The organism is Spirosoma lacussanchae (assembly GCF_005870035.1).
Lineage (GTDB): Bacteria > Bacteroidota > Bacteroidia > Cytophagales > Spirosomataceae > Spirosoma > Spirosoma lacussanchae.
In genome coordinates this window covers 141,804-156,689 of record NZ_SWJG01000003.1, presented here as the reverse complement: position 1 = coordinate 156,689, position 14,886 = coordinate 141,804, and the positions used below count along the sequence as shown (strand labels likewise).

The 14,886-nt window shown below is 55.5% G+C and carries 17 protein-coding genes; 8 read left to right on the top strand and 9 right to left on the bottom strand.

Going from position 1 to position 14,886, the window contains the following annotated elements:
- The first annotated feature begins 54 nt into the window (after positions 1-54).
- The 4 genes from FBR45_RS13915 to FBR45_RS13900 all read left to right on the top strand — a co-directional run bounded on the left by FBR45_RS13915 (position 55) and on the right by FBR45_RS13900 (position 3,605).
- On the top strand, positions 55-1,173 hold the full coding sequence (locus tag FBR45_RS13915; protein WP_138503357.1) for a Gfo/Idh/MocA family protein: 1,119 nt from the start codon (positions 55-57) through the stop codon (positions 1,171-1,173).
- Positions 1,174-1,285: 112 nt separating this feature from the next.
- Positions 1,286-2,482: an L-2-hydroxyglutarate oxidase gene (lhgO, locus tag FBR45_RS13910; protein WP_138503355.1), complete on the top strand. Its 1,197-nt coding sequence runs from the start codon at positions 1,286-1,288 to the stop codon at positions 2,480-2,482.
- Between the two features lie 61 nt (positions 2,483-2,543).
- Positions 2,544-3,050, top strand: a complete 507-nt coding sequence (locus tag FBR45_RS13905; RefSeq protein WP_077923051.1) for a Dps family protein — start codon at positions 2,544-2,546, stop codon at positions 3,048-3,050.
- 102 nt (positions 3,051-3,152) lie between these two features.
- Positions 3,153-3,605 carry an NUDIX hydrolase gene (locus FBR45_RS13900; protein WP_138503353.1) on the top strand — a complete coding sequence of 151 codons (453 nt, stop codon included), beginning with the start codon at positions 3,153-3,155 and terminating at the stop codon, positions 3,603-3,605.
- On the opposite strand, the gene FBR45_RS13895 is transcribed toward FBR45_RS13900, so the two are convergent.
- The 9 genes from FBR45_RS13895 to FBR45_RS13855 all read right to left on the bottom strand — a co-directional run bounded on the left by FBR45_RS13895 (position 3,547) and on the right by FBR45_RS13855 (position 11,702).
- Positions 3,547-4,956, bottom strand: coding sequence for a sodium:solute symporter family protein (locus FBR45_RS13895; protein WP_138503351.1), 1,410 nt, complete (start codon positions 4,954-4,956; stop codon positions 3,547-3,549). The two genes, FBR45_RS13900 and FBR45_RS13895, sit on opposite strands and share 59 nt — an antisense overlap.
- An 84-nt stretch (positions 4,957-5,040) precedes the next feature.
- On the bottom strand, positions 5,041-5,907 hold the full coding sequence (locus tag FBR45_RS13890) for an inositol oxygenase family protein (RefSeq protein WP_138503349.1): 867 nt from the start codon (positions 5,905-5,907) through the stop codon (positions 5,041-5,043).
- 119 nt (positions 5,908-6,026) lie between these two features.
- On the bottom strand, positions 6,027-7,373 hold the full coding sequence (accC, locus tag FBR45_RS13885) for an acetyl-CoA carboxylase biotin carboxylase subunit (RefSeq protein WP_138503347.1): 1,347 nt from the start codon (positions 7,371-7,373) through the stop codon (positions 6,027-6,029).
- An 82-nt stretch (positions 7,374-7,455) separates the two neighbouring features.
- Positions 7,456-7,947: an acetyl-CoA carboxylase biotin carboxyl carrier protein gene (gene accB, locus FBR45_RS13880; protein ID WP_138503344.1), complete on the bottom strand. Its 492-nt coding sequence runs from the start codon at positions 7,945-7,947 to the stop codon at positions 7,456-7,458.
- Between the two features lie 110 nt (positions 7,948-8,057).
- Positions 8,058-8,621, bottom strand: a complete 564-nt coding sequence (efp, locus tag FBR45_RS13875) for an elongation factor P (protein WP_077923045.1) — start codon at positions 8,619-8,621, stop codon at positions 8,058-8,060.
- A 92-nt stretch (positions 8,622-8,713) separates the two neighbouring features.
- Positions 8,714-9,697, bottom strand: coding sequence for a beta-ketoacyl-ACP synthase III (locus FBR45_RS13870; protein WP_138503342.1), 984 nt, complete (start codon positions 9,695-9,697; stop codon positions 8,714-8,716).
- A gap of 74 nt (positions 9,698-9,771) precedes the next feature.
- The gene (gene plsX, locus FBR45_RS13865) at positions 9,772-10,713 is read right to left on the bottom strand and encodes a phosphate acyltransferase PlsX (protein WP_138503340.1); all 942 of its coding nucleotides are present in this window, start codon (positions 10,711-10,713) and stop codon (positions 9,772-9,774) included.
- 145 nt (positions 10,714-10,858) lie between these two features.
- Positions 10,859-11,053: a 50S ribosomal protein L32 gene (gene rpmF / locus FBR45_RS13860; protein WP_077923042.1), complete on the bottom strand. Its 195-nt coding sequence runs from the start codon at positions 11,051-11,053 to the stop codon at positions 10,859-10,861.
- 103 nt (positions 11,054-11,156) lie between these two features.
- Positions 11,157-11,702, bottom strand: coding sequence for a YceD family protein (locus FBR45_RS13855; protein ID WP_138503338.1), 546 nt, complete (start codon positions 11,700-11,702; stop codon positions 11,157-11,159).
- A 233-nt stretch (positions 11,703-11,935) separates the two neighbouring features.
- Here FBR45_RS13855 and FBR45_RS13850 point away from each other — a divergent pair, with 233 nt between their 5' ends.
- The 4 genes from FBR45_RS13850 to FBR45_RS26745 all read left to right on the top strand — a co-directional run bounded on the left by FBR45_RS13850 (position 11,936) and on the right by FBR45_RS26745 (position 14,837).
- Positions 11,936-12,166 carry a hypothetical protein gene (locus tag FBR45_RS13850; RefSeq protein ID WP_138503336.1) on the top strand — a complete coding sequence of 77 codons (231 nt, stop codon included), beginning with the start codon at positions 11,936-11,938 and terminating at the stop codon, positions 12,164-12,166.
- Positions 12,167-12,255: 89 nt separating this feature from the next.
- Complete coding sequence (locus FBR45_RS13845) at positions 12,256-13,500, top strand: acyl-CoA dehydrogenase family protein (RefSeq protein ID WP_138503334.1); 1,245 nt, start codon at positions 12,256-12,258, stop codon at positions 13,498-13,500.
- Between the two features lie 18 nt (positions 13,501-13,518).
- A complete protein-coding gene (locus FBR45_RS13840) occupies positions 13,519-14,607 on the top strand; it encodes a phosphotransferase family protein (RefSeq protein WP_138503332.1) in 1,089 nt (362 codons plus the stop codon).
- A gap of 98 nt (positions 14,608-14,705) precedes the next feature.
- Positions 14,706-14,837, top strand: coding sequence for a hypothetical protein (locus FBR45_RS26745; RefSeq protein WP_262709527.1), 132 nt, complete (start codon positions 14,706-14,708; stop codon positions 14,835-14,837).
- The last annotated feature ends 49 nt before the right edge of the window (positions 14,838-14,886 follow it).

Sequence of the window (14,886 nt, the reverse complement as noted above, 5' to 3'; positions counted from 1 at the left end):
TAGAAAAGAGCTGTATACACGGGTAAAGTGCCCGTATACAGCTCTTTTTGTAGTATGAAAACACCGACTCCACTCTCGCGCCGAACCTTCCTCAACACCCTGGGCGCATCGGCCATTACGCTTCCTGCTCTGACCGACGTCCTGGGTCGGCCCATCACGGCCTCGGGCAATCAGGATCGCAAACTGGGTATTGCGCTCGTTGGCCTGGGCAGTTACAGCAAAAACCAGCTGGCTCCGGCTTTGCAGCAGACCAAACACTGCCGCCTGGCGGGCATCGTGACGGGTACGCCCGCCAAAGCCGAGGAATGGATGCAGAAGTACAACATTCCGAAGGCCAACGTGTACGACTACAAAACCTTCGACCGGATTGCCGATAACAAAGACATCGATGTCATCTACGTTGTACTCCCCAACTCGATGCACGCCGAGTTTGTCATTCGCGCAGCCCAGGCCGGCAAGCACGTCATCTGCGAAAAGCCCATGGCCATCACCGAAAAGGATTGTCAGTCGATGATTGATGCCTGCAAAAAGGCCAATAAACAACTGGCTATCGGCTATCGGCTGCATTACGAACCCTTCACAAAAGAGGTAATGCGGCTGGGCCAGGAGAAAGTATTCGGCCAGGTCAAGTTTATCGAGAGCAGCGATGCGTTCCGGATTGGCGACCCAACCCAGTGGCGGATGAAGAAATCGATGGCGGGTGGCGGGCCGCTGATGGACGTAGGCATTTACGCCGTTCAGGGCGCGCGCTACGTAACGGGCGAAGAACCGGTTTCGGTTACCGCCCAGTTTTCGCCGAAAACCGAACCGCAAAAGTTCAAGGACGTAGAAGAGACCCTGTTCTGGCAGTTCCGGTTTCCCAGCGGGGCCGTCAGCAACTCGACAACCAGCTACACGGCAGGTGTGGAGCGGCTCTACGCATCCTGTGAAAAAGGCTGGTTCGAACTGTCGCCCGCTTTCGGCTACGGTCCCCTCAAAGGCCGCACCAGTAAAGGCCCCATCGAACAGCCCGTTGTGAACCACCAGGCCATGCACATGGACGGTGTCTGCAAAGACCTGCTCGACGGCAAGACCCTACCCAGCCACATCACGGGCGAAGAAGGCAAACGCGACGTTCGGCTGCTCCAGGCCATTTATCGCGCAGCCGAAACCGGCAAAACGATCTCCCTATAAGGCCCATATGACCTGATTTCCCGCTGTCGCCGTAGAAGCGGGTCAGACCGAAAGCCGTATCTTTGTAGCCTTGTATCTCCGGTAGCATCCTGCTGCCGGAGATAAGGCTCTTATGACAGACGTAGTAATTATTGGGGGCGGCATTGTGGGGCTGGCTACCGCCCTGCAAATCAAACAGCAGCGGCCCGGCCTGAGCGTTGTCCTCATCGAAAAAGAACCCGCCGTAGCCCGTCACCAGACCGGCCACAACTCGGGCGTCATTCACTCCGGGCTATACTACAAGCCCGGCTCGCTCAAAGCCACCAACTGTATCCGTGGGTATCAAATGCTGCTCGACTTCTGCCAGGCCGAAGGCGTACCCTACGAGCTGTGCGGCAAAATTGTGGTAGCTACCAAACCTGAAGAACTGCCTCAGCTCGATATTCTGTTCGAACGGGGGCAGCTGAACGGGCTGACAAACATCCGCAAGATCTCCGCCGGAGAAATGCGCGACATTGAGCCGCACGTAGCCGGCATAGCGGGCATTGCTGTACCGTATACCGGCATCATCGACTATACCCAGGTCTGCGAGAAGCTGGCCGAAAAATTTCAGCAGCTGGGGGGTGAACTACGCCTGAATGAGCGCGTTGAGCAGGTGACACCGGGTACCAGCCTGAGCATCGTGGTGACCAACCGAAGCCGCTATGAAACCAAACTCGTTGTGAACTGCGCCGGTCTCTACTCCGACAAAATTGCCCAGCTGACGCAGCGCGACCCCGTCGACGTTCGGATTGTGCCGTTCCGGGGTGAGTACTTCAAACTCAAACCGCATAAGGAACACCTGGTTAAACACCTGATTTACCCGGTTCCCGACCCGAACTTCCCATTTCTGGGCGTTCACTTTACTCGCATGGTTCACGGGGGCGTTGAAGCCGGTCCGAATGCGGTGCTGGCGTTCCGGCGAGAGGGCTATACCAAGTCCGACGTGAATCTGAAAGAGCTGTACGAAACCCTGTCGTGGCCCGGTTTTCAGAAAGTAGCCGCCAAATACTGGCAAACGGGTCTGGGCGAAATGTACCGCTCGTTCTCGAAGGCGGCTTTCACCAAAGCACTACAGGCGCTGATTCCGGCCATTCAGGAAGACGACCTTGAAGAAGGCGGAGCGGGCGTACGCGCGCAGGCCTGCGACCGCTCCGGCGGGCTGCTCGACGATTTCGCGATTCTGGAGACCGACAAGGCCATAAACGTGGTCAATGCCCCATCGCCGGCGGCCACCTCGTCGCTCTCGATCGGGCAAACCATTTCGGAAAAAGTGTTGAGCCGATTCTGAGCAAACAATAGCCGCCGGGCGGTGTTTTCTGGTTGTACCTTTCACGAAACTGGACGTAATCATGAACGCCATCAATCCCATCGAAGCCCTTGAAACACCATCTGATCTGGCCGAATCAGGCCGGGAGAAGGTTGCCGAAGCGCTCAACCGGCTGGTAGCCGATTCGTTTGCGCTTTACATCAAAACCAAAAACTACCACTGGCACGTATCGGGTCGCCATTTCCGCGATTATCACCTGCTGCTCGACGAACAGGCCGACCAGATTTTTGCCACGATCGACCCGCTGGCCGAGCGCGTCCGCAAGATCGGTGCCAACACCATCCGCTCGGTAGCCCATATTGCCCAGCTCCAGCGCGTTAAGGACAATGACGATGATTTCGTTGCGCCGAAAGATATGCTGCTCGACCTCATTGCCGAAAACAAAAAGATGGCCGGCAACATGCGCGACACCCACAAACTGGCCGACGAAGCCGAGGATGTAGCTACGGCCAGCCTGCTCGAGAACTTTATCGACGAGACCGAACGCCGGACGTGGTTCCTCTTCGAAACCACCCGCGACCTGAACTAATTTATCATTGCCCTGGTCAGTTTACGGGCTGGCGCGTATATTGGCCAGCCGCGGCCCGTATCGCGACCCGTAAACTGACCATTTATTTCCTATATCCCCACCATGAAAGTTCGTCCTTCTGCGTTGATCTGGCGCTATTTCGAGAACCAGACCGAAGTCCTGCTCATGCGCTACCAATATGGCGGGCAGGATGTTTTTGCGCTGCCCGGCGGCAACTGCGACCGGGGCGAAACCCTGCCCGAAACCGTTACCCGCGAACTCCGCGAAGAACTGGGTGTCTCTGTCGACATTGGCGAGATGATTCTGGCAGGCGAGATGCTGCTGACCGAGCGCAGCGACGATGTGCTGCACGTGGTTTTTGCGGCCCGAAACCTGCAGGGCGAACCCACGCTCAACCCCGCCGAAACGACCGCGCTCGAGCTGGTCTGGGCGCCCGTTGTCGGCCTCGATCAGCTGAACCTATACCCCAACATCGGCGCTAAAATTCAGCCCTGGTTCAGTACTGCAACCTATCTGGGCTATGTGGGTCGGATTGAGCAGCGGTATTTCGGATAAGGCTCCCTCCTGCCATGGCCACGGTGCTGGCCAGCAATCCCCACATCATGGGTGAATAATCCGTCTTGAGCCAGATACAGCCCAGCCACACTACCAGCCCCACGGCCATGGACCACAGGCAGCCGGTCAGGTTGGCGCGTTTCCAGTAAATACCGGCCGTAAGCGGTACGAAGAGTGACACCAGGCTGAACGCCGACGATTCGCCGACGAGATCAAAAATATTGGTGTCGCGGGCGGTGCTCATGACGACACAGATGATAGTAATCACCACGATAGCCCATCGAATGACGCGTAGCAGCGCCTGATCGGACAGGTCGGGCCGGAAGAACTTGACAATATTTTCGCCGAAGACGGTAGCCGGCGCCAAAATGGCCCCGCTCGACACGCTCAGGATGGCCGACGATACCGCTCCGAAAAACAGAATCTGTAACGGCAGGCTCCCGTGCTGCATCACCATGTTCGGAATAATCAACTGATTATCGCCGGGCAGGTTCGGGTGGAGAATTTTGGCACTCAACGCGATGAACAGCGGCAGCATCGCAATGGTCAGATACAGGCCCGACGCCAGGTACGACGCCCGAACGGACGTATCTTCCGTTTTTGCAGCCATAACCCGCTGAAAAATATCCTGCTGTGGTATACTGCCCAGCCCGATGGTGAACCAGGCTGCCAGGTACTCGACCCAGCCTTTCAGTGTCGGATGAGGCAGGAACCGGAAAAAGCCCGGCCGCGTCCGTTGCTGAATGGTTTCCCAACCGCCCACTTCCTGCCAGAGAATGACGCCCAGCACGGCCAGTGCCACCACGATGATCAGGTTATGGAAAAAGTCGGTTACGGAGATAGACCACATGCCGCCCAGCAGCGTATAGACCATAACGACCAGCGCGCTGAACAGAATACAATACTCGCGGGGCACATCGGTTACGACGCTCAGCACAATACCGATGGCAATCAGCTGAGCCGCAATCCAGCTGAAGTAGGACGGAATCATCATGACAGCCGACAGCAGCTCGGCCGGTCGGCCGAACCGAATCCGGAAGTAGTCGCAGAACGTGGTAATGCCCATCCGGTAGAGCGGGCGCGTGAAAAAGGCGCCTACCAGAAACAGACACAGGGCCGACCCGAACGGCTCTTCAATAACGGCCTGAACGCCCCCCTCTACAAACATGGCCGGAGCACCCATGAGCGTCTCGGACCCAAACCAGGTAGCAAACGTTACCGAAGCGGCCAGCACCAGCGGCAACCGCCGACCGGCCAGCACAAAATCCTGCGAGGTTGTTACGCGCCGGGATGCCCATACGCCAACGCCAATATTAGAGAGCAGGTAGAGCGCAATACAAAGCAGCAGCATGGATAACGGAGTAATTATAAAACCACAGCCTGCACAAGGATAAAGACCTTTGTGCAGGCTGTGGTTATCAATACATATGGGCTATTAGAGCTTGAGCGTAGCGGGCAGGTACTTGGCAATCAGATCCTCGTAATACGGCTTCAACTCGCTGACAACCGGTGGCTTCGGACTTTTCGAGTACAGATCGTACGGGTTGAACTTCCGTACCCACTCAAACATCTTGTGGTCGTGCTCATCCATGAGGTGATTATACGCTTCTTCGCGATGCTGGGCGTAGAACGAGTGGTAGCGCATCATATAGAGCGCAGGCTCGGGCATATAGTCCTTCATCATCTGATACAGGTACTCGTCATGGCCCCACGACATATGTACGTTACGAAGGCCGCAGTTGGGCTCGTATACGCCATATTTGGTATTGTAACGCTCGTCGCGGCTGTCAGGATTGTTGGCAAAGTATTCGGGGTAAACCACCCGGTCTGAGTGAGCGCAGCCCACCGGGAACGTATCGCCCACCACGGCCCACTGCGGTTCGCCAAACAGGCAAAGTACTTTACCCATGTCGTGCAGAAAGCCCGTCAGCACAAACCAGTCGGGATGCCCATCGGCCCGGATGGCTTCGGCGGTCTGGAGCAAGTGTTGGAGCTGATCCAGGTCGGTATCCGGATCCGAATCATCGACAAGCGTATTGAGGAACTCCATGGCTCCCCAAACCGGCAGCTCTTTTTTATCAAACGACAGAAACTCACGCTCTTTTTTCAGCACGAAATCATACGTCTGGTAGGTATGATTCAGCCGGTAGAACTCCCGCACTGTATCCCGCTCAGGATTATCATAGTTGCGGTAGTCTTCTTTGGCTTTATGTTCCGGTTCAGGATAGCGTGTCAGCAGGTCGTCTTCCCACTGATCGAGGCTGGCAAGGGGGCTCGGGTTGGCGTCGTTAAGAGCTGTCATGGCAAACGAGTTGATTTACAGCCGTGAATGTACAAAAAAATGCCATGCCACAGAACGGCCTCGTCGGCTCACCCCAGAGAAATCTATGGGACGAGCCGACGAGGCCGTTCTGTGGGTAATTACTTTATCGTACTGAAGTCGAACGTGTCGAGGAAAGCCGTTGTGAACTGACCGGATTTAAAGCCGGGATCGTCCATCAGCTTGATATGAAACGGAATGGTTGTCTTGATACCTTCGATCACAAACTCCTGCAACGCCCGTTTCATCCGGGTAATCACTTCCTCACGCGACTGACCCGAAACGATGAGCTTGGCGATCATCGAGTCGTAGTTCGGCGGAATGGTGTAGCCCGCATACACGTGGCTGTCGACACGGACACCGTGACCGCCCGGCAGGTGCAGCACCGTAATCTTGCCCGGCGACGGACGGAAGCCATTGGTGGGGTCTTCGGCGTTGATGCGGCACTCCATGGCGTAGAGCTTCGGCGTATAGTTCCGGCCCGAAATCTCAGCCCCGGCTGCTACCTTGATCTGTTCTTTGATCAGGTCGAAATCCGTTACTTCTTCCGTAATCGGGTGCTCTACCTGAATACGGGTGTTCATCTCCATGAAGTAGAACTTCCCGTACTTGTCGACCAGAAACTCGATGGTACCGGCGCCTTCGTAGCCAATGGCCTGCGCACCCTTGATGGCCGCTTCGCCCATTTCCTGACGCAGCGCATCCGATACAATCGGCGACGGCGTTTCTTCAACCAGTTTCTGATGCCGGCGCTGGATGGAACAATCGCGCTCCGACAGGTGGCAAACCGTGCCGTACTGGTCGCCAACGATCTGAATTTCGATATGTCGTGGTTCTTCTACGAACTTCTCCAGATACAGACCATCGTTACCAAAGGCGGCACCAGCTTCCGTACGGGCGTCATTCCACGCTTTTTCGAACTCGTCTTCTGACCGGATGATCCGCATACCACGTCCGCCACCACCGGCGGTTGCTTTGATGATAACGGGATACCCCATTTCGGCCGACAGGGCTTTGCCTTCTTCGATGGATTCGAGCAGGCCTTCCGAGCCCGGAATAACCGGCACACCGGCTGCGCGCATGGTGGCTTTAGCCGTGGCTTTGTCGCCCATGCCGTTGATCTGCTCAGCCGTAGCCCCAATAAACTTGATGCCGTAATCGGCGCAGATCTGAGAGAATTCGGCGTTTTCGGACAAAAATCCGTAGCCGGGGTGAATGGCGTCGGCGCCGGTTACTTCGGCCGCCGATATAATGCTTGGTATGCTGAGGTATGACTGCCGACTGGGGGGCGGGCCGATGCATACAGCCTCATCGGCAAAGCGCACGTGCAGGCTGTCACGGTCGGCCGTTGAGTAAACGGCTACTGTCCGGATGCCCATTTCGCGGCAGGTCCGGATGATCCGCAACGCAATCTCGCCCCGGTTGGCAATGAGTATTTTCTTAAACATATAAATTGAGTGACTGAGCGATTGAGTGATTGCGGGATACGATGTACCGTTTCACGCAACCATGTAATCACCCAATCACTAATTAAATGGGTTCGACAAGGAACAGCGGCTGGTCGTACTCGACCGGCGTGGCATTTTCAACCAGTACCTTCACAATCCGGCCCGATACTTCAGACTCGATTTCGTTGAAGAGCTTCATGGCCTCGATAATGCAGACCACCTTACCCTCCGAAACGTTATCGCCGACTTCAACGAAAGAGGGTGTTTCGGGGCTCGACGACCGGTAGAACGTACCGATCATGGGAGACTTGATGGTCACATAATTCGACGTGCTGGCCGGTGCTGCGCTGGGCTGGCTGGCAGTTACCGCAGGCGCAGGCGCTGACACCGCTGGAGCCGGAACCGGCACCGGAGCCGGAACCGGCGCTACAGTAGTGGGCGATAGCTGCGCAACGGGCGAGGCCGTGCCATAGCGTTTCACGCTGATTTTCAGATCAGTCGTTTCGATGTTAACCTCGTCTAAACCCGACTGCGAGATGAAGTCGATTAGTTGCTGAATGTCCTGGGTGCTCATGCTAGTAATGATGAATGATGAACGATGAGTGATGAGTGAGTTATCGAAACAACGACGAACAGGTAAGTCCTGAACCATCGGGGGTCATTCACCATTCATCCTTCCAAACCTTATTTCACTCGTTCTACGTAATCTCTCGTGCGTGTGTCGACCCGAATTTTCTGCCCCGAATCGATAAACAGCGGCACCATGATTTTAGCGCCCGATTCGACCTCGACCCGTTTTTTAGGGCTGTTGGCCGTATCGCCTTTGATACCAGGCTCGGCGTAGGTCACTTCCAGTTCAACGAACGGGGGCAGTTCGCACGACAGCGGAGTTTCTGTATCGGCATTGATTACGATTTCCACTTCCTGCCCTTCTTTCATCAGATCGGCCCCATCAACCAGTTTTTCGTCCAGGTTGATCTGGTCAAACGTTTCCTGGTCCATGAAGTTGAAGCCGGCTTCGTCTTTGTAAAGGTACTGGAACTTCCGGCGTTCTACCCGAACCGGATAGATGGTAACACCCGAGTTGAAGGTGTTATCGATAACCCGGCCCGTTGTCAGGCTTTTGAGCTTGGTACGCACAAACGCTGCGCCCTTACCCGGCTTGACGTGCTGGAATTCTGTTATCTGAAAAAGATCGTTGTTGTAGTTGATGACCAATCCGTTGCGGATATCTGCAGTTGTTGCCATTACTCACTTATGGTTTTCTATTTACTGGGTTCGGTTTCGATAAAGGAAGTGCGTCTACACATCAAACCGAAAACCGAAAACTCTTTACTCACTTAATACGCCCACTTTACGTAAGCGGCTCCCCAGGTGAAGCCACCGCCAAAGGCCGCCAGCACCAGGTTATCGCCTTTTTTGAGCTGCGATTCGTAATCGTGCAGGCACAGCGGAATGGTAGCCGCGGTCGTATTGCCGTACTTGTGAATATTCATCATAACCCGGTCGGCTTCGATACCCATCCGGTTCGCGGTAGCGTCGATGATGCGTTTGTTGGCCTGGTGCGGCACCAGCCAGGCCACGTCAGAGCCCGCCAGGTGGTTCCGCTCCATGATTTCGGCCGATACATCGGCCATATTTTTCACGGCAAACTTAAACACCGACGGACCGTCCTGGTACACGTAGTGCCAGCGTTTCTCAACGGTTTCGTGGGTGGGTGGATAACGACTTCCGCCGGCTTTCTGGAAGAGGTGGTTCTGCCCCACGCCGTCGGACCGGATAATGGAGTCGAGGACGCCAAACCCATCGGTATTGGGCTCCAGCAAAACCGCACCGGCTCCGTCGCCGAAGAGGATACAGGTTGTTCGATCGGTATAGTCGGTAATTGCCGACATTTTATCCGCCCCTACAATGACGACTTTTTTGTATTTGCCGGTTTCGATAAACTGCGTGCCGATGGTCAGCGCGTAGAGGAAGCCCGAACAGGCGGCCTGTATGTCGAAACTACCTACGTTCCGGATACCAACCATATCGCAGATCAGGTTGGCCGTACACGGAAATACGTAGTCGGGGGTGGTGGTAGCGCAGATCAGCAGGTCAATCTCTTCGGGTCGGGTATTTGTCTTCTCGAGCAGGCCTGCCACCGCTTTGGCTCCCATATGCGACGAGCCCATGCCCTCCCCTTTCAGGATATGCCGTTCTTTGATGCCCGTACGGCTGGTGATCCACTCGTCGTTGGTATCCACCATACGCTCCAACTCAGCGTTGGTCAGCACATAGTCAGGAACGTAACCGTGAATTCCAGTGATGGCAGCTTTAGTCATAAGTTGGTGGTAATTCGGAGCAGTAGTCGGTTATGGGGCTCCCTTTTACGAAGGGTCCGCTTAACAAACGGCTGTCAACTCAGTGCTTGTGCAATTTTGGTGTACGCATCAGACTCAACCTGCCGGATTGCCAGTCCAATCATATTTTTGATAGCCAGGGGCGACGAGATGCCGTGGGCAATGATCACGTTGCCGTTTACGCCCAGAATTGGGCTACCCCCTACGGACTCATAATTGGTTTTATCGATAAACTCATCGCTGATACCGCGCCGGGCCGCCATCGAGTAAAACGACTCACCCAGTTTGAACATGGTATTGCCCGTAAAGCCATCGGTGACGATAACGTCGGTTTTACCCGCGAAGAAATCGCCCCCTTCCATATTACCGATAAAATTGATCCGGCGGTTGTCTTTCAGGAGCTGGTGGGCGGCCTGGGCAACCAGAGAACCTTTCTGCTCTTCGTGGCCGATGTTCATCAGCGCCACCCGGGGCCGGTCGATACCGAACGTATGCTGCGCGTAAAGCGAGCCGATTTCGCCGAACTGGGCCAGCATTTCGGGTTTGCAGTCGGCGTTGGCGCCAATGTCCAGAATAACGGCATGACCGCCGGTTATCTGGGGCACGAAGCCGGCAATACAGGGCCTCAGTACGCCTTCTATCGCTTTGATACTGAACAGGGCGCCAACGTGCATGGCACCTGTATTCCCGGCGCTGCAGAAAGCCTGTACCTGCTTGTCTTTCAAAAGCTTAAACCCAACTCCGATGCTGGAATTGGGTTTCTGGGAGAGCGCCTTGGTGGGGTGCTCGCTCATTTCGATTACGTCGTCGGCATTGACCAATTCGATTCGGGCACGGGCGCCAGCGGTGCCCTTGTACACGAACGGTTCCAGTATGGCTTGCTTGCCAATCAGGACAATAGCAACGCTTTCCGGCAATTCAGCAGCGGCTAGCAACACTCCATCCACAATCGCTTCCGGAGCGAAATCGCCACCCATTGCGTCCACTGCAATTTTCATTGACTCGGTCTGTTCAATAACTTACCCAGCTACGCCGGTTAAAAAAAATACGCGTAAAAATAGGCAGGCTACGGGCAATAAAAAAGTATTTCGCGTTCATCTTCAGGAAGACGGCAACGAAATACTTTCTATAAAATGCTGATAATTAAGCCGTTTTGGCGTAATTCTCGATAATCATCTGCCCTTTGTAAAACAGGTTACCCTCGAAAACGTGAGCGTGGTGACGCTCGTGAACTTCGCCAGTCTGGGCGTCGGTCGAGAGGGTTACGGCCGTAGCCTTGTAGTGCGTTCTGCGCTTATCGCGCCGGGTGCTGGAGTGGCGTCGTTTGGGATGTGCCATGTTTTCTGAATTCTATGTTCTAAAGTTGTCTGGTCGTATTTTGTCGAGTTGGCAGCGCCGGAGACAACCAGTATACCCGGAGCGCCCTGCACGCTGTACTTCGTTAATTATCGCTCAACTTGCGCAAGGCAGCCCAGCGGGGGTCAATCGTATCGGGCTGATCGTCCTGATTAGCCTCGGGTTCTGCATCTGACCGATAAACAAGTTTACCCGTCGATTCATCGTCCTCCTCGTCTTCGTTCCGAAACCGGGGGTGAAGGCGTTTCATGGGCAATGAAAGAGTCAGAAAATCAAATATGTACCGGGCCACGTTGATGGTCGCCGTGTTCCGTTCAATCAGTTCAATTTCATCGCTCAGCTCCTCGTTGTGATCACCGAACTTAAGCAGCATCGTTTGCCGGGTATCGACCGGCTGATCATATTCGTCGAGGCTACGATCGCAAACTTGCTCGACCGTGCCGGTACTGTGAAAATCGAGACGGATCATCGTTTCCGACTTATCCAGAACCAGATGCGTCTGTATGTTCCCTTTCTCGATCAAGTCCTGCTCCAGCGCAGCAAAAAACGCATTGTCCGACGCGAAGTCGTACTCATGCCGTTTGTTTTCTAATCCAGCAATATGGATATCGTATGCGCGTAATACGTTCACCTTTCTCTCTCCTCTTAAAACAGGACCGCAAAGGTACGAAACGTTTGTCAATCAGGAAAGTGCTAGCTAAAAAAGTAAAACAGGCTGATTTTTATTCACTTGATTCCCCGCCCGAACCAGCCCCGGCGCGGTCATCTCTGGCCCGTGGCCAGCTGTTACACACGCAGATTGTAGAACAGCGCGCCCAAATGCTAGTTTATCTGGAAACAGTGCTAACTTTAACCAGTACGATTATGGCCCAGTACCAGCTTATCGAAAAACACGACATCGAACACCACAACGAATATTTTGAAGTGCGGACTACGCAGACCGACAATCCGCGCAGCCTGTTTTTTATTACCAACGAAGAAAATCTGGAAGATACGGCCGCCAGCATCATTACAGACCACCTGCCCGATGCCAAACACTGGACCGTTATCCCCCACCGCAAAGACCGCGATAATCTTATGTATGATACACAGTAGTGAATGATGAATGATGAATAACCAGACTGATTTATAATTTATCGTTTATCATTCATCATTAAAAACACTATTCCTTTCCCGCCCGCCCGATGGAACCTTTATTTGCTACTGACCAGACGAAAGCGCTGGTGCCCCGCATCCGGGAGTTCGTACTGAATGAGCTGGTACCGCTCGAAACGAGTGAACACCTGACCGGAAATTTCTCGAAAGTGGCCGCTATTCTCGATCAGAAGCGGGAGCTGGTTCGCAAGGCCGGTCTGTGGGGCCTGCAACACAGTCTCGACGAAGGCGGGCTGGGGCTGTCGCTCTGCGAGTTTGGCCAGGTCAGCGAGGCCCTGGCCTGGTCGCCGTTTGGGCATTATACCTTCAACTGCCAGGCGCCCGACATCGGCAACATGGAGCTGATGCACAAGTACGCGCCCGAGCCTCTGAAACGGCTGTACCTCGAACCCCTGCGCGATGGGCATATCCGCTCGTGTTTTTCGATGACCGAACCAGAGTTTGCCGGGTCGAACCCCACCCGGATGGGAACAACGGCCGTTCGGCAGGGCGACGACTGGGTCATCAACGGGCATAAGTGGTTTACGAGCTCGGCCGATGGGTCGGCGTTTGCGGTGGTGATGGCCGTTACCAACCCCGACGCGGCTCCGCACCGCCGGGCCAGCATGATTCTGGTCCCGACCGACACGCCTGGTTTTGAACTGGTTCGCAACATCAGCATCATGGGCGACGGCTCCGACCACTGGGGCAGCCATGCCGAAGTGCGCTACACCGACGTGCGGGTGCCAGCAACTAACCTGATCGGGGGCGAAGGTATGGGCTTCGTGCTGGCGCAGGAACGGCTGGGTCCGGGCCGGATTCACCACTGCATGCGCTGGATTGGTATCAGCGAGCGCTGCTTCGACCTGATGTGTCGGCGGGCCGCTACCCGCGAGATGGAAGATGGGGTGATGCTGGGCGAGAAGCAGTTTGTGCAGGGTTGGATTGCCGAAAGTCGCGCGCAGATCGACGCGGCCCGGCTCATGGTGCTGCGAACGGCACAGAACATCGACCAGTTTGGGGCGGCTGCGGTGCGCAATCAGATATCGGCAATCAAATTCTTTGTAGCCGACATCATGCTGAACGTGGTCGATCGGGCCATACAGACCTACGGCGCCATGGGCATCACCGACGATGTGCTGCTTCCCTGGTATTATCGCCACGAACGCGGAGCCCGGATCTACGATGGGGCCGACGAAGTGCACAAAACCGCCCTGGCCCGGAGTATCCTGAAGGAGTATGGCCTCGACACCAAACGTAATAAACCCGCAGACCTGGCAACCGCCCGCGCCTAGCGTTCCGTTTTTTTCTGCATGACGATCATCCAACCCGATACGCCGACCAGCACCCGCCCCGGCGAAGAACTCGACAGGGCAGCTCTGCAGGCTTACCTGTCTGACCAGATCCCCGCCCTTGGTACCATTACCAGCATTGCCCAGTTTCCCGGCGGCTACTCGAACCTGACCTACCTGCTGACCACCAGCAAACGGGAGTACATTCTACGGCGCCCGCCGTTCGGGGCCAAAGACATTAAGGGTGGCCACGACATGGGCCGCGAATACCGGGTGCTGACTATTCTGCAGCAGTCGGGCTACAAACCGATTCCGGGGCCCGTCGTTTTCTGCGACGACGAGTCGATTCTGGGTTGTTCGTTTTACATCATGGAACGGGTGCAGGGGGTGATTCTCCGCGCCCAGACGGCGCCAAAACTCGGCATTCCGGCCGATGTGATGCAGCGACTGTCTCTGGCTCTGGTCGATAGCCTCGTCGATCTGCATGCGATTTCCCTATACTCTACTGACCCGACGCGGCTGGGCCTTATTCAACTGGGCAAACCCGAAGGCTACGTACAGCGGCAGGTGGCGGGCTGGCACAGGCGCTACGGAGCCGCTCAAACCGACGTGATTCCGGATATGGACGCGCTGGCCCGCTACCTGACCGACCAGCTCCCGCCCGACAACCCGAATCCGACCCTGCTCCACAACGACTTCAAGTACGATAATGTAGTCCTGAACCCCGACAACCTGCCCGACATCCGCGCCGTACTCGATTGGGAGATGTGCACCGTAGGCGACCCGCTGATGGATGTAGGCACGTCGCTTTCCTACTGGGCCGAACCGACCGACGATCCGTTCCGCAAAACGTTCAACCTGACCTGGCTGCCCGGCAATCTTACCCGCCAGGCGTTTGCCGAGCGGTACGCCGAGCGGAGCGGTCGACCCATCGACAATCTACTTTACTATTACGTATTCGGCCTGTTCAAAAACGCGGTCGTTATTCAGCAGATCTACGGTCGCTACCGGAAAGGACTGACGCAGGACCCGCGCTTTGCGGGTTTGCTGGCGGGCGTACAGGCGCTGGCCCGGGCGGGCGTACGGGCGCTGGAAGCCGGCCGAATCTAGTGTGCCTTCGTCCCCCACGGTTTACCAGCGTGTAGGGCTGTTTCTTAAACCGGCATAGTTCTTGCGATAATTCTGATTACTCTCAAAATCAGATTAGTATGAAGACCGTGCGGTTTATTGTTAAGCTCGTGGTGGCCATTCTGCACATCACCCTAACGCTGGTGCTGGCCATCGGCTTTCTGGCGTTCATCATTCCCGGTGTTCTGGCTCAGCAGTCGCTGAAATCGTAGGGTGCTGACGGGCGAGGGGCGCGATATTGTTGCATCTCTACACCGTGGT

What these genes read in the sequence shown, in the direction of transcription:
- FBR45_RS13915 (WP_138503357.1), top strand. Translation starts at nt 55, where the DNA reads ATGAAAACACCGACTCCACTCTCGCGCCGAACCTTCCTCAACACCCTG.
- lhgO (WP_138503355.1), top strand. Translation starts at nt 1,286, where the DNA reads ATGACAGACGTAGTAATTATTGGGGGCGGCATTGTGGGGCTGGCTACC.
- FBR45_RS13905 (WP_077923051.1), top strand. Translation starts at nt 2,544, where the DNA reads ATGAACGCCATCAATCCCATCGAAGCCCTTGAAACACCATCTGATCTG.
- FBR45_RS13900 (WP_138503353.1), top strand. Translation starts at nt 3,153, where the DNA reads ATGAAAGTTCGTCCTTCTGCGTTGATCTGGCGCTATTTCGAGAACCAG.
- FBR45_RS13895 (WP_138503351.1), bottom strand. Translation starts at nt 4,956, where the DNA reads ATGCTGCTGCTTTGTATTGCGCTCTACCTGCTCTCTAATATTGGCGTT.
- FBR45_RS13890 (WP_138503349.1), bottom strand. Translation starts at nt 5,907, where the DNA reads ATGACAGCTCTTAACGACGCCAACCCGAGCCCCCTTGCCAGCCTCGAT.
- accC (WP_138503347.1), bottom strand. Translation starts at nt 7,373, where the DNA reads ATGTTTAAGAAAATACTCATTGCCAACCGGGGCGAGATTGCGTTGCGG.
- accB (WP_138503344.1), bottom strand. Translation starts at nt 7,947, where the DNA reads ATGAGCACCCAGGACATTCAGCAACTAATCGACTTCATCTCGCAGTCG.
- efp (WP_077923045.1), bottom strand. Translation starts at nt 8,621, where the DNA reads ATGGCAACAACTGCAGATATCCGCAACGGATTGGTCATCAACTACAAC.
- FBR45_RS13870 (WP_138503342.1), bottom strand. Translation starts at nt 9,697, where the DNA reads ATGACTAAAGCTGCCATCACTGGAATTCACGGTTACGTTCCTGACTAT.
- plsX (WP_138503340.1), bottom strand. Translation starts at nt 10,713, where the DNA reads ATGAAAATTGCAGTGGACGCAATGGGTGGCGATTTCGCTCCGGAAGCG.
- rpmF (WP_077923042.1), bottom strand. Translation starts at nt 11,053, where the DNA reads ATGGCACATCCCAAACGACGCCACTCCAGCACCCGGCGCGATAAGCGC.
- FBR45_RS13850 (WP_138503336.1), top strand. Translation starts at nt 11,936, where the DNA reads ATGGCCCAGTACCAGCTTATCGAAAAACACGACATCGAACACCACAAC.
- FBR45_RS13845 (WP_138503334.1), top strand. Translation starts at nt 12,256, where the DNA reads ATGGAACCTTTATTTGCTACTGACCAGACGAAAGCGCTGGTGCCCCGC.
- FBR45_RS13840 (WP_138503332.1), top strand. Translation starts at nt 13,519, where the DNA reads ATGACGATCATCCAACCCGATACGCCGACCAGCACCCGCCCCGGCGAA.
- FBR45_RS26745 (WP_262709527.1), top strand. Translation starts at nt 14,706, where the DNA reads ATGAAGACCGTGCGGTTTATTGTTAAGCTCGTGGTGGCCATTCTGCAC.